This is a genomic window from Brachybacterium sp. J144 (assembly GCF_036321705.1).
GTDB lineage: Bacteria > Actinomycetota > Actinomycetes > Actinomycetales > Dermabacteraceae > Brachybacterium.
Genome location: NZ_JAZDCG010000032.1, coordinates 16,000 through 36,412, shown reverse-complemented (window position 1 = coordinate 36,412; position 20,413 = coordinate 16,000). Strand labels below are relative to the sequence as shown.

Genomic DNA, 20,413 nt, shown 5'->3' with positions numbered 1-20,413 from the left:
CCCCCTTCCTAGCCGCCACGTCTACACCCCCCCCGGGGGGACTCGTCCCCGTCCCGCATCCCGGGCGGGGTCCTTGACCTCCTCGGGGCCCCGAGCGCAGGCTGAAGGACCCGAGGGTCCGCCACCCCGCCACCGCGGGTCCGGCCATCCCGAGCGCACCAGGAGCAGACATGGGCAAGGTCGCCTACGGCTTCACCGCCTCGCTCGACGGGTTCATCGCGGGCCCCGGCCACGACATGAGCTTCCTCTCCGACACCCCCGCGGCGCCCGGCGGGGCCGAGAGTGCGGCCGAGCGGCAGGCGGCCGACGAGGCGGAGCTCGCCGGACTCGCGGCAGCCGTCGGCGTGATCATCTCCGGACGGCGCGGCTACGACGCGGCCCGCGAGCAGGCGGGCGAGCGGGACGAGCTGACGGCGGAGGCCTACGGCGGGGCCTGGTCCGGCACGGAGATCATCCTGACCCACCGCCCCGAGGAGCTCGCCGCGGATCCCTCGGTGATCGCCCTCAACCTGGACGTCCGCGAGGCGATCTCCCGGGCCCGGGAGATCGCGGGGCCCCTCGACGTCCAGATCATCAGCGCCGACATCGCCCGGCAGGCCCTCGAGCACGATCTCGTCGACGAGCTGCAGGTATGGACCGTGCCGATCTTCCTGGGCGACGGGGTGCGGATCTTCGACGTGCCGGGCGGCCGACGGGTGCGCTGGGAGGCGGCCGGCACGATCGGCACCGATCCCGAGACCTGCGGGCGCCTCTACCGACCGCGCGGCCGCTGAGCGGCACGGTCCCCGTCCGCTCGGACTCTTGCCCGCACAGACGGACGGGCCGCCCTCCCCGGAGGGAGGACGGCCCGTCAGTGCCCGTCCGCGGACGGGAAAGGACTCACTTCTCGGAGTCGGCGGCCTCGTCGGCCTCGGCCGGGGCCTCGTCCTCGTCGGACTCCTCGGCCGCGGCCTCCTCCTCGGCCTCGAGCCCGAGGTCGAGCACGTCGCCGGAGGCGTTCTTGACGGTCACCTCGCGCAGCGCGACGTCGAGGGCCTTGGAGCGCTGCACCTCGCCGAAGATCTGCTCGAGCTGACCGGACTGGGCGAGCATCTGCAGCAGCTGGTTCGGCTCGATGCCGTACTGCTGGGAGAGCTGACCCATGTAGTTCATCAGGTCGTTCTGGCCGACCTGCACCTCGCGGGTGGCGTTGAGCTCGTCGAGCAGGAACTGGGCGCGGATCGCCTTGACGGTGTCCTCGCGGATCTCCTCGCCGTGCGGGTCGCCCGCCTCCTTGCCCTCGTTCTGCAGGTGGGTGAGGACCTCGTCCTCGACCAGCTGCTCGGGCACCGGGATCTCGAGTTCCTCGAGGAGCTTCTCGAGGAGGGCGTTGCGGGCCAGGGCCACGCGGTTGCCCGCGGCGTCGGCCTCGGCCTGGGTCTTCAGGTCTTCCTTGAGCTCGTCGATGGTGTCGAACTCGGAGGCCATCTCGGCGAACTCGTCGTCTGCCTCGGGCAGCTCGCGCACCTTGACGGACTGGGCGGTGACCTTGATGGTCGCCTCCTCGCCCGCGCGCTCGCCACCGGCGAGCGTCGAGGTGAAGGTGGTGTCCTCGCCGGCCGAGAGGCCGATGAGCGCCTCGTCGAGGCCCTCGAGCATGTTGCCCTCGCCGATCTGGTAGGAGACGCCCTCGACGGTCTCGATCTCCTCGTCCTCGATGGTCGCGACCATGTCGAGGGAGACGAAGTCGCGATCCTCGGCGGGGCGATCCACGCCCACAAGGGTGCCGAAGCGCTCGCGCAGCTCGGTCAGGCGCACCTCGACGGCGTCGTCGTCGACCGCGGGCTCCTCGATCTCGACCTCGAGGGTCGACAGATCGGGCAGCTCGATGTCGGGGCGGACGTCCTGCTCGACGGTGAAGATCAGGCTGCCGGTCTCGGTGCCGTCCAGGCCCGGGACCTCGTTGACCTCGACCTCGGGGCGGCCGACGGGCTTGAGCTCGGCCTCGGCGGCGGCCTTCTGGTAGAAGTCCGGGAGGGCGTCGTTGACGGCCTCCTGCATGATCGCGGGGCGGCCGAAGCGCTGCTCGACGAGCGTGGAGGGGACCTTGCCCTTGCGGAAGCCGGGGATCTGCACCTGGTCGGCGATCTTGGCGGTGGCGGCCTCGACGGCGGGCTTCAGCTCGTCGAAGGGCACCTCGACGGTGAGCTTCACCCGGGTGGGGCTGAGCTTCTCGGACTCGGTCTTCACTGGTCAGGTCTCCCTGTGGATCGTGGATCGGTGGACTGCTGTCACGGATGCCCGGGGCTCGCGCGCGGTGGCGACCGGCAGCGGAGTCGGGGTGACAGGATTTGAACCTGCGACTTCCCGCTCCCAAAGCGGGTGCTCTACCAAGCTGAGCTACACCCCGGAGGGCAACCCAGGGAATGCTACCCGCTCGCCCGCCCTCCCATCGGATGCGTTCGACGCCCCTGTGAGGAGATGCATGTCGCGCGGCGCACAGCGAAGGTGCTCCTCGGCCGCTGATCTGGTTCAATGGTCCGGTCATGCGGGCGTAGCTCAATGGTAGAGCCTCAGTCTTCCAAACTGATTACGCGGGTTCGATTCCCGTCGCCCGCTCCACTGCACGGGCCGCGGCCTCCCTGGACAGGGAGCCGCGGCCCGTCCTCGTTCGGCACTCCTCACCCCCCGCGGCCCACCCCCGCGGTGCCCCCCGCAGCAGGCCGCGCCGGCTCACCCCAGCAGTCCCTCGCGCAACGCCCGCAGCACGACGCGGCGCGCAGGCGCCGGACCGTCGTGTCGTCCCCGGTATCGTCCATCCCCTCAGTCTCCCCGCAGCGGCTCGGGGCCGCCAGGCTCAGGCCGGGCGGCTGCGCGGACGGATCTCACGGCGCCGCTGCCCGGCGTCGTCCCCCGCGCGTGACACGATGGAGCGATGACCTCGTCCCCGTCCGCCGCGCCGTACCGCTTCCCGATCGCCCCCCGCTATGCGGGCATGGAGTCCTCCCCGCTCAAGGACATCTTCGCCCTCGCCGCCCGCGAGGACGTGGTCTCCTTCGCCGGCGGGATCCCGGACCCGGAGCTGTTCGACCTCCGGGCGGTCACGGCCGCCTACGACTGGGTGCTCGCCCATCAGGGCAGGCGCGCCCTGCAGTACGGCGTGAGCGAGGGTGAGCGGGAGCTGCGCGAGCAGGCGGCGCGCCGTCTCTCCCGCGAACTCGCCACCGACGCCTCGCAGATCCGGATCACCTCGGGCTCGCAGGAGGGGCTGTTCGTCGTCGCGCAGGCGCTGCTCGAGCCGGGCGACGTGGTGCTCGTGGAGTCCCCGACCTACCTGGCCGCGGTCCAGGCGTTCTCCGTGCACGGGGCCCGGATGATCGGCGTCGCGACCGACGACGATGGCGTGATCCCCGAGGCGCTCGAGGAGGCGATCCGCACGCATCATCCGCGGATGGTGTACCTCATCCCCACCTTCCAGAACCCGACCGGCCGGACCATGCCCGTCGGGCGCCGGCAGGCGGTCGCCGACGTGCTGCTGCGCACCGACGTGCCGCTGGTCGAGGACGACCCCTACGGCGCGTTGAGCTTCACCGGCAGCACCTGGGCGCCGATCGCCGCGCTGCCCGGCATGGCCGAGCGGACGATACTGCTCAACTCGATGAGCAAGCTGATGGCGCCGGGCGTGCGGATCGGCTGGATGCGGGCGGAGGGTCCCGTGCGGGACACCCTCGCGGTCGCGAAGGCCGCGATCTCGATGCAGTCCTCCGTGGTGGACCAGCTGATGGTCGCCCGATACCTGGAGACGGCGGACCTCGAGGCGCACATCGCGACGGTGAGCGAGGTGTACCGCGAGCGGCGCGACGCGATGGCGCGCGCGATCGCCCCGGTCCTCCCCGAGGGTGCGCATGTCACCCACCCCGACGGCGGCATGTTCCTGTGGGCGGCACTCGGCGAGGGCTACGACGCCCAGTCCATGCTCGAGGATGCCGTCGAGGCCGGGGTCGCCTATCTCCCCGGCTGGTCCTTCTTCGCCGACCATCCCGACCACTCGACGATGCGGCTGAGCTTCGTCACCCATGCCCCCGCCGTGATCGAGGACGCGATCGGCCGCCTCGGCGAGGTCATCGCCGCGCACCGCGCCTGACGCGGTCCGGCGTCCGGCCGGCTTCACGCCGACCTCAGGCCGGCTTCCGCCAGCGCAGCGTCGACCGGAACCCCTCTCGCCGACGCAGTTCCGTGCCGGGCAGCACCGACCGGACGCGCTCGCGGAGCTCCCCGTGGGACCAGGCGGGGTCCCGCAGCGGGATTCTCGGCCCCGGCACCGGATCCCGCACCGGTCGCGGATGCTTGACGAGTCCGATCAGCGGGTTCGTCAGCGCGTTCCCGATGTCCCACAGGGTGTCGGCCGCGGTGCGCGGCACGGTGAGGGTCACGACGAGGAGACTCCCGCCCGGGCGCAGCAACGCGCGGAGGCGGGAGATCGCGGGCTCGAGTTCCAGGTGATGCAGGGAGGCGATCAAGGTGATCGCGTCATAGGCACCCTCCGGGTGCCTCGCGAGCATCTCGTCCGCGTGCTCGTCGAGGGTCCGACGGCGGATGGCCACCGCGGGGAGGTCACGGCAGCGCTGCGCGGCGACGTACGCCATCTCCTGATCGGGGTCGATGCCGTCCACGGCGAGGCCGGCCCCGGCGAGGGCCCGGACCAGCTCGCCGCGGCCGCAGCCCACGTCGAGGGCACGGGTCGCCCCCACGGGCAGGGAGCGCAGGATCCAGCGGTGGAAGTGGGCGTTGTGGTCCCAGGGGTGGCGGGAGTTCAGCCGGTGCAGCAGGCGCCCGGCCGCACGGACCAGCGGGTTCGGTGTGGTGCGGACGTCCACGGTGCGTCTCCTGTCGTCGTGGTCTGCGGATTGTCGAGGTTCTGCAGGATCTCCGGCTCCTAGCTCTCCAGCGCTCGCAGGCGCCGTGCGGTCAGCAGCCCGAGCAGAGCGGCGAGCGCGGCGGCGACGCCGAGCACCGCGAGCTGCCCGAGCGGCAGCACGGCCAGCAGCAGGGCGGCCGCGAGCAGCGGCACGATCACCGCGTCGGCCTGCCAGGCGAGCATCACCAGCACCGACAGGTCGCCCTGCGGGGTCGGGATCGGGGTCGCGAGCGAGAGCGGCATCGTCCCCTTCGCCGCATCCCACGCCCGTGAGGCGAGGACGACGACGGCGGTCCCGACCGGGAGCAGCACCGCTGCGGGCCCGGAGGCTCCGCCCGCCGCGGTGACCGCGAGACCGCCCAGGGCCGCGAGCACGAGGAGGAGCACCAGCGGTGCCACCGCGTGGAGAACCATCTGGGTCCCTGCCCGCTGGCCGAGGAGCGGCGGGGCGCCGAGGGTGTGCACGGCGTGCCGGATCCCGTCGACGAAGGCGCCCGCCACCCCGAGCAGCAGCAGCGTGCCGAGCAGCAGCACGACCCAGGCCACCGGGCCCGTGAGCCCGGTCGTCCCGGCGATCGCGGCCGCACCGAGCAGGGCGCCCACGACCCCGCTCGCGCAGCGGTCGGGGGTGCGCAGCCACGCGACCGCGTCCCGTCGCGCATAGAGCAGCGGCAGCGGACCGGGGCCGATCGCGGGAGCTCTCCTGGCCCCCGACGGCACGGAGCGGAAGGCGCCGGCCGTCGCCGCCAGGTCGAGGGTGGTCGCGGTCGTGGCCGCGATCTCCCAGCGCGCCGCCTGCGCCGCGAGCTCGTCGCCGCGCAGCCTGTCGAGGAACGCGAAGCAGGTCGCCACGCCGAGCCCTCCCGCCGCCACCAGCGCCGCCGTCACCGTGGCCGACGGGCTCCGCCAGGACGTCCCGGCGTCGGCCGCGGATCCGGGATTGCCTGTCGGCCCGGCGAGCAGCTCCGGCACACCCCCGGGAAGCCCGAGGAGACCGACCACCGCGGCGACGCCCAGGGCCAGGGCGAGCAGCCGCCTCCCCGTCGGCCGCAGCAGCTGACCGACGCACCAGGCGGTGCCCCACAGCAGACCCGTGCCCAGGCCGGTGAGGACCAGCAGTGTCGCCGCGGGGGTGTCGAGGCCGACCGCGGGGAGCAGCGTCGCCCCGACGAGCAGGGCCGGGATCACCGCGGCGAGCACGGGCAGCAGCAGCGCCCGGGCGAGGGGGCGACGCAGCCCGAGGCCCCGCGGCAGGGGCCCGGAGGCGAGAGTCGCGACGAAGAACGGTGGCAGCAGCGCCGGTCCGCGCACCCCGCCCGCGAGGACGAGCGCCGCCCCGAGGGCGAGCGCGAGTACCCGGGCCGCGGGCAGCGCCCCCTCCCCCAGGAGCAGGGGCAGCACGTCGGGCCGGGCCAGGGCCCGCCCCGTCGAGAGCAGCAGCGGCACCCCCACCACCAGCGCGGTCATCGCCACGAGATACAGCAGGTACGCCCGGTCACCGCGGCTGCGCGCCCGGGACCGGTGCGCCCAGACCTCGCGGACGGGGCCGAGGGACGCGCTCACCAGGGCTCCTCGAGCGCGAGCCGCTGATCGGCCAGCTGCTCGACCAACTGCGGGCTGTGGCTAGCGAGCACGATCGCGGCCCCGGCCGCGGCCCGCGCCCGCAGGGCCTCGACGACGAGGCCCACCCGCTCCGGGTCCAGCCGCTGCTCGGGCTCGTCCAGCAGGAGGACCGAGCTGGGACGCGCGAGGGTCAGGGCGAGGGAGACGAGCTGGGACTGGCCGCTCGAGAGCTCGTGCGGGAAGCGGTCGGCGAGCGGGAGGATCCGCAGCTCCTCGAGCAGTCGCCGTCCCTTCTCCAGCGCCTCGGCCGCCCGGTCACCCCAGGTCGCGCCGACGAACTGGAGGTGCTCGAGGACCGTGAGATCGCGGGCGGTCTGCGCCGGTCCGAGGAGTGCGGCGACTGCGGTGCGGAAGGCGCGGTCGCGGTCGTCGGGCCGCCGACCCGCCACGCGCACCCGACCCGAGGTCGGGGGGAGTGCGCCGGAGAGCACCCTCAGCAGAGTCGTCTTCCCGCTGCCGTTGGCCCCGGTGATCGCGAGCACCTCCCCGGCACCGACGCTCCCGCTCGCCTCGAGCAGCAGCACGCTGTCGTCCCGCAGGACCCCGACCCGGTCGAAGACGACGAGCGGGGAGGCGGGGGCGGCGACCATGCGCCCCATCACAGCGCATCCCGTCGCGCCGCGCCCTCCGCCGTTGGTCGAGATCTCGGCGCTCCGAGAGGGTCGAGCCGGCCTCGCGGAGGACGCCAAGACCGTGAGATCCCTCCCCTGGAGACGTCATGACCTGGCCTTTCTGTCAGAACCGTGAGAAACTGGTCCGAGTCGCCTTCGGCGCGCCGCCCGCTCGCCCCGAGCAGGACGGCTCCGATCCGCGGCATCCCGCGCCCTTCCAGGAGGTCAACACCCGTGTCCGTCGCCGCCACCCCCGCCCCTTCGTCCGTTCCCGCCATCGGCTCTCTGCTGAGCCACCCGGTGCACGGCCCGGTGCGCATCGTCGCCCGCCGCACCCGGACGGTGCGCGGCGAGGATCGGGAGTACGTGGACCTCTCGGTGGTCGACGGCGAGATGGCGATCTCCGTGCCCGCCGATGGCAAGGACGTCGTGGGGCTGCGCGAGCTGCTCGGCGAGGAGGAGATCGTGGCGCTGCTCGAGCAGCTCGCCGCACCGATCGTCGCCCCCGAGAAGAAGGCCTCCTGGGCCCATCGCATCAAGACCCTCACGATGCAGTTGCAGACCGGCCGGCTCACCGACCGCATTGAGGTCGTCCGCGAGATCTACGGCGACAGCGGGGGCAACCCCTCCAGCCTCGCCGAGAAGAACCTGCTCAAGCAAGCCGTGGAGCCGCTCGCCGTGGAGATCGCGATCGCCCGCGACTCGAGCCGCGAGGAGACCACCCAGCAGATGCTCGACCTCGCCGCGGCCGCCGTCGCGGCCGGCGAGGGACCCAGCGCCGCCTGACCAGTCCGCCGCTCCGGCGGAACGGCACCGTCGCCGTCCCGTCCGCGCCCGTCCGCGCCCGTCCGCACCCGCCCTTGCGCGGCCCGAGGTCAGCGGGCGGTCGCGCCGCCCCGGCCCCGGCGCCCGGTCCCGGCCGGGGTGTACCGGGGCAGGGCCCGCAGCAGCCACGAGCCGCCGACGAGGCACAGTCCGCCGGTGACCGCCCCGGCGACGGCCACCGGCGCGACCAGCGTCACCCCCGTGACCAGCAGCGGGGCGACCAGCCGCCCGGCGCCGAGCATCGTGTTCCACCACGCGAGGTAGCCGGTGCGACCGTGCACCGGGGTGACGTCGACCCCGAGGGTCATGACGATGCCCGACCCCATGCCGTTGCCGAGCGCGATGAGCAGGCTCGGCACGAGCAGGGCGATCAGCGCCGCGGTGCGTCCGTGGCCGTCGAGCGTCGTGCCCAGCACCGCCAGGAGCACGAAGCCCGCTCCCATCAGCAGGGCGCAGGGAACGGCCACGGCGGCCCGCCCGAAGCGGTCCATGAGCGTCCCCGCGGGGAGCACCAGGAGTATCTCGAGGGCGGCGCTCACCCCGAACACGAGCGAGATCCACGCGGGGTCCAGCCCCAGGTGGGCGCCGAGGAGCGGCACGATCACGGGCCGGTTCACACGCGCCATCATCACCGGGGTGATGCCGGCGCCGACGGCGATCATGCGGCCCAGCACGGCCCGGTCGAGCCGGATCCGGGCCTCGCTGCGCATGCCCCTCCGGGGGCGCGGCGGGACCGCGGCACGGGTCTCCCCCGGCGGCAGGAAGACGGTGATCATCACCGTCGCGGCGCCGACCATCACCGCGAAGAGCACGAAGACCGCGGTCGAGGAGATCATCGCGATCACCACCGCCCCGAGCAGCGGCCCGACGACCTCGCCGAGGCGGATCGTGCCCCCGTAGAGCGTCATTCCGCGGGCGCGCATCGTGGGCGGCAGGGCGGTGCCGAGATAGGACTGCCGTCCCAGGTGCCAGACCTGCGAGCAGGCGGCGATCACGACCAGGAGGCCGACGAGGACGAGCTGCTGGTGACGGGCCGGCTCCGCGGCGGCACCCGGCTCGATCACCGCGAAGGCCACGAGGCTCGCGAGGATCATCAGCGCGCCGGTGCCCACCAGGGCGAGGCGCGCCCCGAGCAGCGTGAGGACCCGGCCCGCCGGGATCGGCCCCGCGAAGGCGGCGATCCCGAAGATGACCGTGAGCGCCGCGGCGGACGACTGGCTGAACCCGAGGTCGAGCGCGAGCAGCGGGACCATCGGCATGAGCGCGGCCATCCCGGCGAACTCGAGGAAGCTCGGCGCGTAGATGGACGGGGCGAGGGAGCGGATGACCTGCGCGGCGGTGCGACCGTCCCCGGAGCGTGGGCGGGGCACGGGTGGGGTCACCTGCCGAGTCTGCCAGGAGTTCATGAGCCCGGGCAAAGACCTCCGCCCTGCGGACACGCGCCGGGCGGAGCCCCGCTCACCCCTCGAAGGCGTGCACCGTCGCGTTCTCGCCCCGCCGCACCGTCTCCTCGTCGACCCCCGCGGCGAGCGCCTGAGCCGCCCAGCGCACCGACCAGGCGCGCACCAGGCCGGCACCGTCCGGACCGTCGAGCCAGTCGGCGGTGGGCACCGGGACCTCCTGCTGGCAGGTGTCGCGCCAGCCGTCGGTCTCGGCGGCGAGCGCGAGCAGCGCGATCTCCCAGTCCATGGCGGCGAGGCCGGGACCGCCGCGCGCGAAGTCCTGCCGGTCCAGCAGCGTGGTGTGGCGCAGCGACAGCGCGGTGGTGCCGTCGTCCTCGGGGTCCAGCCGGATCAGCAGCGGGTCCGCCGCCCCCTCCCGTTCCCAGACGAGGGAGAGACGGTGCGGGGCCTCGACCGTCTCGATCCTCCCCCGGGCGCCGCGCGGGCCGCGGAAGGTTCCCCCCTCGACCAGCTCGCCGTCGACCGGGCCGAACCAGCGCGCGAGGCGGGCAGGATCGGTCAGCAGCGGCCACAGCTGGGCCGGGGAGCGGGACAGGTGGGTGGTGAGGGTGAGCACCGCGCGCACGCGGGGGCGCCCGTCCAGGACCTGCTCGTCGATCTCGAGTTCGCGGCGCACCGCGTCGACCACGGGCAGCGACTCCGTGACAGCCATCTTCTCCTCGGAGGGGTTCGTCATGGCTCCGCACCGGCGCTCGCGCGGGCACGGACGCGAGCAGACTAGCCGACCCTCCGCCGCGGGGCCATCGATCTCCCTCCCCGGGGAGGGCACGGGACGGGCCGTAGCATGGCGGGCGTGACCCCTGATGCAGACCGCTCCCCGTCCCTGGACCCGTCGCACGTCCGCACGGGCTTCCGCGCCCATCTCTTCGACCTCGACGGCGTGATCACCCCTACCGCCGAGGTGCACATGCGGGCCTGGGCCCGAATGTTCTCGGACTTCCTCGCCTCCCGCGGCGTCGCCGAGCCGTACACCGACGCGGACTACTTCGCCTTCGTCGACGGCAAGCCCCGCTACGACGGCGTCGCCTCCTTCCTCGCCTCGCGCGGGATCGAGCTGCCCCTCGGGGAGGACACCGATCCCGCGGACCAGGCGCCGGGCGAGGAGACCGTCAAGGGCCTCGGCAACCGCAAGAACGACCAGGTCCTCGAGCTGCTGCGGGCCGAAGGCGTCGCCCCCTACCCGGGCACCGTCGCCTATCTCGACGCGCTGCCGGAGGGGGCGCGTCTCGCGATCGTCTCCTCGAGCCGCAATGCCGAGGAGGTGCTGCGCGGCGCGGGTCTGCGCGATCGTTTCGAGCACGTGGTCGACGGGAACGTCGCGGCCCGGGAGGGGCTGCCCGGCAAGCCCGCCCCGGACACCTTCGTGCACGCGGCCCGTCTGCTGGGCGTCGAGCCGGCCGACGCGGTCGTCTACGAGGACGCCGTCTCCGGGGTGCGCGCCGGGGCCGACGGCGCCTTCGGCGCGGTGATCGGCGTGGACCGCGGCGCCGGCGCCGCGGCGCTCTCCGCCGCGGGCGCGACCCTCGTCGTCGCCGACCTGGAGGAGCTGGCATGACCCGTCTGCGCACCATCCCCGCCGACCCCGTCGACCGCACGCGGCTGCCGCTGGACGAGTGGCGGCTGGTGGAGTCCCGGCCCGGGGGCGACCTGGGCCTGATGGAGACGCTGTTCGCCACCGCGAACGGCTACCTGGGCATGCGCGGTACGCCCTCCGAGGGCCGCGACGTGCACAGCCACGGCACCTTCCTCAACGGCTTCCACGAGACCTGGCCGATCCAGCACGCGGAATCCGCCTTCGGCTTTGCCCGCACCGGGCAGACGATGATCCCGGTCCCCGACTCGACGGTGATGAAGCTGTACGTCGACGACGAGCCGCTGCTGCTCTCGATCGCGGACCTCGAGGAGTACGAGCGCTGGATCGACTTCCGCGAGGGGGTGCTGCGCCGCGCGCTGATCTGGCGCACTCCCGCGGGGAAGCGGGTGAAGGTCGAGACCTCGCGCATGGTCTCCTTCACCCAGCGCCACCTCGCACTGATGGAGATGCGCGTGACGATGCTCGACGGCGCGGCGCCGATCGCGATCTCCTCGCAGATCATCAACCGAACGGACTTCGCCGACGACTTCGGCTCCCGCGGCGGGCCCGGTCCCGTGACGGACAAGCACGATCCCCGTCAGACCACCGCCTTCACGCACCGGGTGCTCGAGCCGCAGCAGGACTGGCACAGCGAGCGGCGGATGCTGCTCGGCTATCGGGTGGCGCAGTCGGGGATGACCCTCGGCGTCGGCGCCGATCACCAGGTCGAGTCCGAGGCCGAGGTGCAGCAGCTGGTGGACACCACCCCGGACCAGGGCCGGCACATCTCGCGCGCCCATCTCGAGGCGGGGCAGAGCCTCGTCGTGCGCAAGGCGGTCGCCTATCACTCCTCCCGGTCGGTCCCCCACCGGGAACTCTTCGACCGCTGCCGTCGCACCCTGGACCGGGTGCGCGAAGCGGGGCACGCGGTCCAGCTCGAGGACCAGCGCCGCTATCTCGCGGACTTCTGGACCCGCTCCGACGTGCGCCTCCCCGGCCGCCCCGTCGAGCAGCAGGCCACCCGCTGGTGCCTCTTCCAGCTCGCCCAGGCCGCGGCCCGCTCCGACCAGTGGGGCATCCCCGCGAAGGGCCTCACCGGATCCGGCTACGAGGGCCACTACTTCTGGGACACCGAGATCTACGTCGTCCCCTTCCTCACCTTCACCGCGCCGCGCTGGGCCCGCAACGCGCTGCGCTTCCGCGTGAACCTGCTGCCCAAGGCGCGGGAGCGCGCCCGGGAGCTGAACCAGCGCGGGGCCCTGTTCCCCTGGCGCACCATCAACGGGGACGAGGCCTCCGCCTACTACGCGGCGGGCACGGCGCAGTACCACATCGATGCGGACGTCGCCTACGCCTTCGCGCAGTACGCCGACGTGACCGGGGACCTCGAGTTCCAGCGCCGTGACGGCGTGCGGGTGCTCGTGGAGACCGCGCGGCTGTGGTCGGATCTCGGGTTCTGGCGGGTCACGGCCGACGGCGACGCCGCCTTCCACGTCCACGGCGTGACCGGGCCCGATGAATACACCACCGTGGTCAACAACAACATGTTCACCAACGTGATGGCCCGATACAACCTGCGCCGGGCCGCCGCCGCGGTGCGCGATCTGCAGCAGGCCGATCCGGCGGCGCACGAGGAGCTCCGCGTCGAGCTGGAGCTCGACGACCTCGAGCTCGAGCAGTGGGAGGCCTGCGCCGACGGCATGCTCATCGCCAAGGACGAGTCCCTCGGCATCCACCTGCAGGAGGACCGCTTCCTCGAGCGCGAGGTCTGGGACCTCTCGGCGACGCCCGACGAGGCCTTCCCGCTGCTGCTGCACTACCACCCGCTGGTGATCTACCGCTTCCAGGTGCTCAAGCAGGCCGATGTGGTGCTCGCCCTGTTCCTGCGCGGCAGCGAGTTCACCGCCGAGGAGAAGCGCGCCGACTTCGAGTACTACGACCCGATCACCACCGGCGACTCCTCGCTCTCCGCCGTCGTGCAGTCGATCATGGCGGCCGAGGTGGGCCATCAGAAGGCCGCACTGGACTACTTCCGCGCGGGTCTCTTCGTGGACCTCGGCGACCTCCACCACAACACCGCCGACGGCGTGCACATCGCCTCGGCCGGCGGGGTGTGGAACGCCCTCGTGCACGGCTTCGCGGGCATGCGGCACGACGAGGGCCGGATCTCCTTCGACCCGCGTCTGCCGGTGGACTGGCCCGAGCTGAGCTTCCCGCTCACCGTGCGCGGGTCCCGCTTCACCGTCCGCCTGGTGCGCGAGGAGATCTCCTTCACCCTCGAGGAGGGTCCGGAGATCGAGGTCACGGTGCGCAGCGAGGAGGTCCGGGTCACCGCCGCGGGCCGGGCGGTCCCGCTCGCCGACCAGGGTCCGGTGCTCGACGACGCGGTGCTCTCCTCCCCGCGCGGCCTGGGCGATCAGCGGGCCGACGGCAGCATCGTCACCTCCTTCGTCCCCAAGGATCCCGACGAGCCGTGGGAGTACCCGGTCCCCACCGATCCCGACGACCTGCTCGAGAGTCCCTGACCTCCCGGGGAGCAGCGGGCAGGTCCCGGCTCGAGGGCCCCTGATGCAATAGGCTCCCGATCCGTCCCGCCCGTCCCGATCGAGGAGCATCATGCGCCGCACCCCCGCCGTCCCCCGCGACGGCCAGGGCGCGACCCGCGGGGCGGAGCGAGGATGAGCGCCGGGCGTCGGCCCCGACCGATCGTCGAGCACGCCCGGCCGCGGCTCAGCATCGTGCACGTCCTGAACCGGGTGCGCATGCGACTGCTCGACATCCAGGTGTGGGACGTCGCCGGCACCATGACCTTCTACTCCGTGCTCTCGCTCTTCCCGGGCGCGGTCGCGGTGGTCTCGCTGATGTCGCTGATCGGCATCCAGGCGGAGACCCTCCAGGCCCTCTCCCGCCTCGTCGTCGAGATCTTCCCGACCCTGGACCCCGCGCCGTATCTCACCGCGATCGAGGCCGCCTCGAGCACCTCCGGCGGCCTGCTCGGGCTGCTGCTGGGCACCCTCGGCTCGCTCGTCTCCGCCTCCAACGGCGTCGCGGCGCTGCACCGCGCCCTGCACCGGGTCTACGACACGCGCGAGGGCCGGCCCTTCCTCTGGTTCCGCACGATCGTCTTCGGGGAGACGGTGCTGATCGTCTCGGTGGTGCTCCTCGCGATCGGCATGATCATCGTCGGCGGCGAGGCGAGCCAGCGGATCGGCGAGTTCATCGGCATCCCGATCTTCGCCTTCCACGCCTGGAACCTGGTGAAGTGGCCGATCCTGCTGGTCATCCTGATCATCGGGGTGTCGCTGGCCTACTACCTGTTCCCCAACGTGCGCCTGCCGCGGTACCGGCTCATGACGCTCGGCTCGACGCTCTCGGTGCTGACCCTGTTCGGGGCCGCTCTGCTCGCCGGTCGGCTGCTGGCCTACGCGACGCGCTTCGCGGAGGTGCTCACGGTCCTCAACGGGCTCATCGCGATCCTGCTGCTGCTGTGGCTCGCGAACATCGTGATCATCGGCGGCGCCGCTCTGGATGCCGAGTTCCTGCGCGCCCGCCAGATCGCGAGCGGGCTCGACGCCTGGCACGCGATCGTGCTCGACTCCCACGCCACGCACACCCTCGACTTCCTGGCGGCCGACGCCGCGGACGCCGAGCAGATCGGCCGGGCGGTCGCCGAGTCCGTGCGCAGCGGCGACCCGCTGCGCCACGAGCGCACGCCGTGGATCGTCGACGCCCGCAACCCCCTCGCGGTGAACCCGCCGGCACGGCACCGGGTGACCTCCTCCCCCACCACGTCCGCGTCCGTTGACTCCACGTCCTCCTCAGCTGACTCCGCTGCATCCTCTGATTCCTCTGCATCCCCCGCCGCTCACGAGAATCCCCGATCCGACCCTCCAGGAGACTCCCCCGCATGACCGTCCGCCCCATCACCATCGTCGGCCACCGCGCGCTCGCGCAGCGCACCCGTCGGGTCCGGGAGATCACCGACGAGCTCCGCACCCTGGTCGCGGACATGTTCGACACCACCGACGCCGCGAACGGCGCGGGCCTCGCCGCCCCGCAGGTGGGGTCGCGCTGGCGGCTGTTCGTCGTGGACTGCCCCGACGCGAGCGGGGATCGCCACCGCGCCGTGGTGATCAACCCCCGGCTCGAGCGCTTCGGCGGGCTCGAGCTCGACGAGGAAACCCTCGAGGGATGCCTCTCCGTCCCCGGCGAGGGCTATCCGACGGCCCGTCATCGCGGCGCCCGGGTGACCGGGATCGATCTCGAGGGCGACGAGGTGGTGCTGGAGGACGAGGGCGGAGTGCTCGCCCGCGCCCTGCAGCACGAGATGGACCATCTCGACGGCTCCCTCTACCTCGACCGCCTCTCCCCCGCACTGCGCCGCGAGGCCCTGGATGCCGTGACGCAGCGGGGCTGGCGCGCCCGCGGCCTGCTGACCTGGGATCCCCGCGAGCTCGAGGCCGCTGATGTGTGAGATCCCCGCCCGTCGCACCTCCAGGGTCGCGGCCTATCCTGGGCGCATGGAACGCCCGTGCCTCTCTCGCCGCCACGCCCTGCTGCTGCCCGCCTCCGCCGCCGGGCTCGGCGTCCTCGCCGCCTGCGCCCCCGAGGACGAGGGCTTCGGGACCGCGGACCCGGTGCGCGCCACCGAGGACGGCTCGATCCCCCTGGACCAGGTCCCGGAGAACGCCTCGACGCTCGTGAACTTCGGCGGCCAGAGCCCCTTCGTGCTGATCGTCCGCGGCACCGGCGAGGAGATCGCCGCCTACTCGGGGTACTGCACCCACAACGGCTGCGCCCTGCGCCAGAACGAGGCGGAGCTGGACTGCCCGTGCCACGGCTCGCGCTTCGACGCCGCGACGGGCGAGGTGCTCCTCGGGCCGGCCACGACCCATCTGCCCGAGGTCGCCGTCGAGGTCGCCGACGGCGCGATCCGCCGTGTCCTCTGAAGGGCCCGGTCCGACCCGCGACGTGGTCTCCTTCGTCCGGCGCGGCGAGCGCCTGACGCCGAGCCGCCAGACCGCCTGGGACCGTCTCGCCGACCCCTACGTCCTCGACCTCCCGCGCGGCGAGCGGGACACGCTCCCCGCCGACGACGCCGCGCTCGACCTCGAGAAGGTCTTCGGCCGCCGCGCCGAGCTGGTCGTCGAGGTGGGCAGCGGACTCGGCGAGAACATCGTCGCCGCCGCCGCGGCGCACCCCGAGCGGGATCACCTGGGCGTCGAGGTCTACCGTCCGGGGCTCGCGCAGACCCTCAGCCGCCTGGACCGGCTCCGCCCCGCTCTCCCGCAGAACCTGCGGCTGCTGCCGCTGGACGCGCAGCGTGCCCTGCCGGCCCTGCTCGCCCCGGGCTCGATCCAGGAGCTGTGGGTGTTCTTCCCCGATCCCTGGCCGAAGTCCCGCCACCACAAGCGGCGCCTGATCAACCCTCCGTTCCTCGACGCCGTGCTGCCGCTGCTCGCCCCCGGCGGCACCTTCCGCCTCGCCACCGACTGGGCGCAGTACGCCGGGCACATGCGCGAGCAGCTCGACGCGCACGAGGATCTCGAGCCGCTGCACCCGGACGGCCCCCGCCCCGAGGGCACCACCACGGACGACGTCCCGCCGGGGCTCCCCGTGGAGGGATGGGCTCCGCGATTCGCGGGTCGTGTGAAGACCAGCTTCGAGTCCAAGGGACGCGCGGCGGGCCGCCTAGTATGGGATCTCGCGTACACCCGCTCCGCGCCCTGAGCGGCGACGGGTTCGCGCGCCTGTCGACCATCTGCGAGAGCGAGTCCTCATGAACGCCCCCGACGACGTCCAGCTCCCCTCCGACTGGGAGGACGAGGACGCCCCCGATCCCCGCGGTCGACGGGGTCGTCGCATCGCCCTGATCTCCCTGGGCCTCGTCGCCGTGCTCGTGCTCGGCGTCGGCCTCGTGGTGGCGAACTACCTCCGCGGGATCGACAACCAGTACCAGAAGCGCACCGTCGAGACCATCACCCGCGGCGCCTCCGACGGCGATCGGCCCGAGGCGGAGCCCGGATCGGGCCGCAACTTCCTGCTGCTCGGCTCCGACAAGCGCTCCGAGGAGGACGCCGCCTCGGAGGGCGTGACCGGGCAGCGCTCCGACGTGATGATGCTCGTGCACGTCTCGGACGACAACGAGACCGTCTACGTCATCTCCTTCCCCCGTGACCTGTACGTCGAGATCCCCGGCCACGGCACCAACCGCATCAACGCCGCCCTCGCCTTCGGCGGTCTGAGCCTCGCGGTGACCACGGTCGAGAACTACACCGGCGTGCCGATCGACCATGTCGCGCTGATCGACTTCGACGGCATCCAGGGCCTCGTCGACACCCTCGGCGGGATCGACGTGGCGGTCCCGGAGAACTTCAGCGCCGGCGGTTTCGAGTTCACCGAGGGCACCCAGACGATGAACGGCGAGCAGGCACTCGTCTTCGTGCGCGAGCGCAAGCAGTTCTCCGACGGCGACTTCCAGCGCAACCGGAACCAGCAGGCCGTGCTCAAGGGCATCGCGACGAAGCTGATCAGCGCCGACACCTTGAGCGATCCCGGGAAGCTCTCGGAGACCGTCGGCTCGATCTCCCCCTATCTCACCACCGACGACCAGCTCACCTCCTCGGCGCTGGTCGAGCTGGGGCTGTCGATGCGCTCGATCCGCAGCGGCGACATGTACTTCCTCTCCGTGCCCCACGGCGGTCCCACCACCACCAGCGGTGGCGCGAGCGTCGTCGCGACGGACGAGGACGCCATGGAGACCCTCCGCGCCGCGCTGCGCGAGGACGACATGGGCACGTACTACGCTCAGAACGCCGGGACCTACTGACCACCTCGTCGACTGGAGGAACTCCGTGGCCAATCCGCTCGTGAAGATCGCTGTCCCGTTGGCGGGCGTCATCGCCGCCACCCTCGGGAGGAAGGTCGCCGCCGCCGGCTGGGGCGTCGTCTTCGGGGAGGACGCCCCGACCCCGAAGGCCACCAAGGCCACCCGCAAGGAGACGCTCCGGCAGCGCAAGCAGGCGAAGAAGGACGGTCTCTCGAAGGCGGAGATCCGGGCCATCCGAGATCCGTCCGAGGAGCAGCCGATCTGGAAGGCGATGCTGTGGGCGCTGGTCTCCGGCGTGCTTTTGCAGGGCTTCCGCCTGCTCGCCCAGCGCGGCGCGAAGGCCGGCGCGGAGGGGCTGACCCGTCGTCGGCCCCGCCCCAACCGCGGCTGAGCCGGCGGGCCGGGCCCGGCCCGCACACTCCCCCGAACGACGAGAACGCCCCGCGGACACCGCGGGGCGTTCGTCGTCGGAGAGGGGGACGGCTCAGATGTCCTGCACGTCCACGCTCGCGCTGAGCGTGTCGAGCGAGTCGCCGGTGACCAGGAAGCCGACGCGACGCACGAGGGACACGGCGTGGTCGCCGAGGCGCTCGTAGAAGCGGATCAGCAGGGTCATGTCCACGACCTGGCTGTTGGTGAGGCCCGACTCGCCGGACATCTCGCGGGAGATCTGCAGCATGAGCTCGTCGAGCTCCTCGTCCTCCTTCTCGACCTGGGCCCCGAGGGCCAGGTCCCGCTCCGCGATGACCTGCGCGGCCTCCACGAGCGCCGCCCCCGCCAGCTCGGCCATACGGGCGATCTGCTCACGGTGCGAATCGGGGACCGCGAGGGCCGGATGGGCCCGACGGGCGATGAGGGCGATGTGCGCCCCGAGGTCGCCCATGCGCTCGAGCGAGGAGCTCATCCGCAGCGCCGCGACGAGCAGGCGCAGGTCGGTGGCGACCGGGGACTGACGGGCCAGCAGCTCGACGACCTTCGCGTCCAGCTCGCTCTGGCGCGCGTCGAGGTGGGGGTCGGCGGCGATGACCCGCTCCGCGAGGGCGAGATCGCCCTCGAGCAGGGCGGTGGTCGCGTCCTTCAGGGCGGTCCCGGCCATCTCCGCCATGTCGACCAGATCGTCGATGACGTGCTGCAGGTCGCTCTGGTACGCCTCGCGCATGGTGATGCTCCTTGTCTGAAGGGGATCGTCGCCGCGCATCCTCGCAATCGTCGGTGAACGCTTGTCGGCGGCGGATGAACGACAGGTGTGGTCCCCATGAACTCCTGGTTCGCAGTGTGCCGGTTCTCGCAGCGGAATGCCAGGCGAGGCGATCCGGGGCCTAGGCTGTTGTGGTGCCCACGACTGCCCTCCTCCTGCTCGCCGGCGCGATCGGCCTGGTGATCGGGTGCACGGCCGCGCTGGCGCTGCTGCGTGCCGACCGCCGGATCCCCGCGGCCGAGTCCGAGGAGGAGCGCCCCGTGGTTCCCGTGGCGGCCGCCGAGGTGCTCGCGATCCTGTCCTCCGCGTACGTGGTGCTCGACGCGAGCGGCGACGTGCTGCGGGCCTCCCCGCTCGCCTACTCCTACGGCATCGTGCGTGCCGCGGAGGGCGACTACCCGCGGCTGGCGAGCGCGGAGCTGATGGAGCTCGCGGCCGACGTCGGCCGCAACGGCGGCTTCCGGGACGAGCGCCTGACCCTGCGCCGCGCGGCGGGCGGCGACTCGGAGTCGGTCATCGATGTGCGCATCGGGGCTCTCGGCGAGCACGGGGCGCTGCTCCTGGCCGACGACCTCACCCGCCAGGTGCGCGTCGAGGAGACGCGCCGCGACTTCGTCGCGAACGTCTCCCACGAGCTGAAGACCCCGGTCGGGGCGATCACCCTGCTCGCCGAGACCATGGAGGACGCCGCGGAGGATCCCGAGGCCGTGCGCCGCTTCGCCGAGCGGATGCAGTCCGAGACCCGGCGCCTGGCGCGCCTGGTGCAGGAGATCATCGAGCTGTCCCGGGTCCAGGGCTCCTCCGCGCTGCCGGATGCGGAGCCCACCGAGATCGACGAGGTGGTCCGCGAGGCGGTGGCGATGAATCGGAACTTCGCCCTGGGGTCGCGGATCGAGGTGACCGTGGGCGGCGCGAGCGGCCTGCGTGTCTTCGGCTCCGCGCCGATGCTCACCACCGCCCTGTCCAACCTCATCTCCAACGCGATCACCTACTCGGGTCCGATGACCCGGGTGGGCGTCTCGGTGCGCCGCGAGGACGGCATGGTGGAGCTGTCGGTGAAGGACCAGGGAATCGGTATCTCGAAGGAGAACCTCGAGCGGGTCTTCGAGCGCTTCTTCCGCGTCGACAGGGCCCGATCGCGGGAGACCGGCGGCTCGGGACTGGGCCTCGCGATCGTCAAGCACATCGCCTCCGACCACGGGGGCGAGGTGACGGCCTGGTCGATGCCCGGACAGGGCTCGACCTTCACCCTGCGCCTGCCCGAGATGGGGCGCACGGACACCATCACCGTCGGTGGGGCGCGCCCCACCGATCGGAAGGACACCGCGGAGGCCGCCTCCGCCCGACGCTCCCGTACCGTGGACTCGGACCACGCCACGGGGAAGGGACTCTGA

The 20,413-nt window shown here is 72.8% G+C and carries 19 protein-coding genes and 2 tRNA genes; 13 read left to right on the top strand and 8 right to left on the bottom strand.

The genetic code is table 11. From position 1 onward, the window contains the following. Positions 1 to 170: 170 nt before the first annotated feature. The gene (locus V1260_RS13185) at positions 171 to 773 is read left to right on the top strand and encodes a dihydrofolate reductase family protein (RefSeq protein ID WP_329747284.1); all 603 of its coding nucleotides are present in this window, start codon (positions 171 to 173) and stop codon (positions 771 to 773) included. A gap of 106 nt (positions 774 to 879) precedes the next feature. Here the strand turns inward: V1260_RS13185 and tig are convergent, their stop codons facing one another. Then, positions 880 to 2,229: a trigger factor gene (tig, locus tag V1260_RS13180; RefSeq protein WP_329747283.1), complete on the bottom strand. Its 1,350-nt coding sequence runs from the start codon at positions 2,227 to 2,229 to the stop codon at positions 880 to 882. Between the two features lie 86 nt (positions 2,230 to 2,315). Beyond that, positions 2,316 to 2,389, bottom strand: a tRNA-Pro gene (locus V1260_RS13175). Positions 2,390 to 2,527: 138 nt separating this feature from the next. Here V1260_RS13175 and V1260_RS13170 point away from each other — a divergent pair. Together V1260_RS13170 and V1260_RS13165 are read left to right on the top strand one after the other, a co-directional pair. After that, positions 2,528 to 2,601, top strand: a tRNA-Gly gene (locus V1260_RS13170). A gap of 313 nt (positions 2,602 to 2,914) precedes the next feature. Then, positions 2,915 to 4,123, top strand: a complete 1,209-nt coding sequence (locus V1260_RS13165; protein ID WP_329747282.1) for an aminotransferase-like domain-containing protein — start codon at positions 2,915 to 2,917, stop codon at positions 4,121 to 4,123. 34 nt (positions 4,124 to 4,157) lie between these two features. On the opposite strand, the gene V1260_RS13160 is transcribed toward V1260_RS13165, so the two are convergent. Genes V1260_RS13160 through V1260_RS13150 form a run of 3 tightly spaced genes read right to left on the bottom strand, consistent with a single transcriptional unit; the run spans position 4,158 to position 7,110 of the window. After that, the gene (locus tag V1260_RS13160) at positions 4,158 to 4,856 is read right to left on the bottom strand and encodes a class I SAM-dependent methyltransferase (protein WP_329747281.1); all 699 of its coding nucleotides are present in this window, start codon (positions 4,854 to 4,856) and stop codon (positions 4,158 to 4,160) included. Between the two features lie 59 nt (positions 4,857 to 4,915). After that, a complete protein-coding gene (locus tag V1260_RS13155) occupies positions 4,916 to 6,460 on the bottom strand; it encodes a hypothetical protein (protein WP_329747280.1) in 1,545 nt (514 codons plus the stop codon). Beyond that, positions 6,457 to 7,110 (bottom strand): ABC transporter ATP-binding protein, encoded by a 654-nt coding sequence (locus V1260_RS13150; RefSeq protein WP_329747279.1) that lies wholly within the window; start codon positions 7,108 to 7,110, stop codon positions 6,457 to 6,459. Before V1260_RS13150 ends, V1260_RS13155 begins: the two co-directional genes overlap by 4 nt. 255 nt (positions 7,111 to 7,365) lie before the next feature. Here V1260_RS13150 and V1260_RS13145 point away from each other — a divergent pair, with 255 nt between their 5' ends. After that, on the top strand, positions 7,366 to 7,917 hold the full coding sequence (locus tag V1260_RS13145) for a CarD family transcriptional regulator (RefSeq protein ID WP_329747278.1): 552 nt from the start codon (positions 7,366 to 7,368) through the stop codon (positions 7,915 to 7,917). A gap of 89 nt (positions 7,918 to 8,006) precedes the next feature. Here the strand turns inward: V1260_RS13145 and V1260_RS13140 are convergent, their stop codons facing one another. Both V1260_RS13140 and V1260_RS13135 read right to left on the bottom strand, forming a co-directional pair. Further along, on the bottom strand, positions 8,007 to 9,338 hold the full coding sequence (locus tag V1260_RS13140; protein ID WP_329747277.1) for an MFS transporter: 1,332 nt from the start codon (positions 9,336 to 9,338) through the stop codon (positions 8,007 to 8,009). Between the two features lie 76 nt (positions 9,339 to 9,414). After that, positions 9,415 to 10,095, bottom strand: coding sequence for an SRPBCC domain-containing protein (locus tag V1260_RS13135; protein ID WP_329747276.1), 681 nt, complete (start codon positions 10,093 to 10,095; stop codon positions 9,415 to 9,417). Positions 10,096 to 10,203: 108 nt separating this feature from the next. Between V1260_RS13135 and V1260_RS13130 the strand changes: the two genes are divergently transcribed. The 8 genes from V1260_RS13130 (at position 10,204) to V1260_RS13095 (ending at position 18,212) form a co-directional block, all read left to right on the top strand. Next, the gene (locus tag V1260_RS13130) at positions 10,204 to 10,974 is read left to right on the top strand and encodes an HAD family hydrolase (RefSeq protein ID WP_442878159.1); all 771 of its coding nucleotides are present in this window, start codon (positions 10,204 to 10,206) and stop codon (positions 10,972 to 10,974) included. Further along, positions 10,971 to 13,517: a glycoside hydrolase family 65 protein gene (locus tag V1260_RS13125; RefSeq protein WP_329747275.1), complete on the top strand. Its 2,547-nt coding sequence runs from the start codon at positions 10,971 to 10,973 to the stop codon at positions 13,515 to 13,517. The genes V1260_RS13130 and V1260_RS13125 overlap by 4 nt, the downstream gene beginning before the upstream one ends. A gap of 153 nt (positions 13,518 to 13,670) precedes the next feature. Continuing rightward, a complete protein-coding gene (locus tag V1260_RS13120; protein WP_329747274.1) occupies positions 13,671 to 14,903 on the top strand; it encodes a YihY/virulence factor BrkB family protein in 1,233 nt (410 codons plus the stop codon). Then, complete coding sequence (def, locus tag V1260_RS13115; RefSeq protein ID WP_329747273.1) at positions 14,900 to 15,466, top strand: peptide deformylase; 567 nt, start codon at positions 14,900 to 14,902, stop codon at positions 15,464 to 15,466. Before V1260_RS13120 ends, def begins: the two co-directional genes overlap by 4 nt. Positions 15,467 to 15,512: 46 nt before the next feature. Continuing rightward, positions 15,513 to 15,941 carry a QcrA and Rieske domain-containing protein gene (locus V1260_RS13110; protein WP_329747272.1) on the top strand — a complete coding sequence of 143 codons (429 nt, stop codon included), beginning with the start codon at positions 15,513 to 15,515 and terminating at the stop codon, positions 15,939 to 15,941. A 22-nt stretch (positions 15,942 to 15,963) separates the two neighbouring features. Continuing rightward, positions 15,964 to 16,722, top strand: a complete 759-nt coding sequence (trmB, locus tag V1260_RS13105) for a tRNA (guanosine(46)-N7)-methyltransferase TrmB (RefSeq protein ID WP_329747271.1) — start codon at positions 15,964 to 15,966, stop codon at positions 16,720 to 16,722. Positions 16,723 to 16,771: 49 nt separating this feature from the next. After that, positions 16,772 to 17,821, top strand: a complete 1,050-nt coding sequence (locus V1260_RS13100; protein ID WP_329747270.1) for an LCP family protein — start codon at positions 16,772 to 16,774, stop codon at positions 17,819 to 17,821. Positions 17,822 to 17,846: 25 nt separating this feature from the next. Next, entirely contained in the window at positions 17,847 to 18,212 is a 366-nt protein-coding gene (locus V1260_RS13095; RefSeq protein WP_329747269.1) for a DUF4235 domain-containing protein, read from the top strand. 93 nt (positions 18,213 to 18,305) lie between these two features. Here the strand turns inward: V1260_RS13095 and phoU are convergent, their stop codons facing one another. After that, positions 18,306 to 18,980 (bottom strand): phosphate signaling complex protein PhoU, encoded by a 675-nt coding sequence (phoU, locus tag V1260_RS13090; protein ID WP_329747268.1) that lies wholly within the window; start codon positions 18,978 to 18,980, stop codon positions 18,306 to 18,308. A 173-nt stretch (positions 18,981 to 19,153) separates the two neighbouring features. Between phoU and V1260_RS13085 the strand changes: the two genes are divergently transcribed. Beyond that, positions 19,154 to 20,413, top strand: a complete 1,260-nt coding sequence (locus V1260_RS13085) for a sensor histidine kinase (RefSeq protein WP_329747267.1) — start codon at positions 19,154 to 19,156, stop codon at positions 20,411 to 20,413.

Excerpts from the sequence above, each read along its gene's own strand:
- def (WP_329747273.1), top strand. The coding sequence starts at position 14,900 with ATGACCGTCCGCCCCATCACCATCGTCGGCCACCGCGCGCTCGCGCAG.
- V1260_RS13120 (WP_329747274.1), top strand. The coding sequence starts at position 13,671 with ATGAGCGCCGGGCGTCGGCCCCGACCGATCGTCGAGCACGCCCGGCCG.
- V1260_RS13125 (WP_329747275.1), top strand. The coding sequence starts at position 10,971 with ATGACCCGTCTGCGCACCATCCCCGCCGACCCCGTCGACCGCACGCGG.
- V1260_RS13150 (WP_329747279.1), bottom strand. The coding sequence starts at position 7,110 with ATGGTCGCCGCCCCCGCCTCCCCGCTCGTCGTCTTCGACCGGGTCGGG.
- V1260_RS13130 (WP_442878159.1), top strand. The coding sequence starts at position 10,204 with ATGGCGGGCGTGACCCCTGATGCAGACCGCTCCCCGTCCCTGGACCCG.
- V1260_RS13110 (WP_329747272.1), top strand. The coding sequence starts at position 15,513 with ATGGAACGCCCGTGCCTCTCTCGCCGCCACGCCCTGCTGCTGCCCGCC.
- V1260_RS13100 (WP_329747270.1), top strand. The coding sequence starts at position 16,772 with ATGAACGCCCCCGACGACGTCCAGCTCCCCTCCGACTGGGAGGACGAG.
- V1260_RS13135 (WP_329747276.1), bottom strand. The coding sequence starts at position 10,095 with ATGACGAACCCCTCCGAGGAGAAGATGGCTGTCACGGAGTCGCTGCCC.
- phoU (WP_329747268.1), bottom strand. The coding sequence starts at position 18,980 with ATGCGCGAGGCGTACCAGAGCGACCTGCAGCACGTCATCGACGATCTG.
- V1260_RS13185 (WP_329747284.1), top strand. The coding sequence starts at position 171 with ATGGGCAAGGTCGCCTACGGCTTCACCGCCTCGCTCGACGGGTTCATC.
- V1260_RS13165 (WP_329747282.1), top strand. The coding sequence starts at position 2,915 with ATGACCTCGTCCCCGTCCGCCGCGCCGTACCGCTTCCCGATCGCCCCC.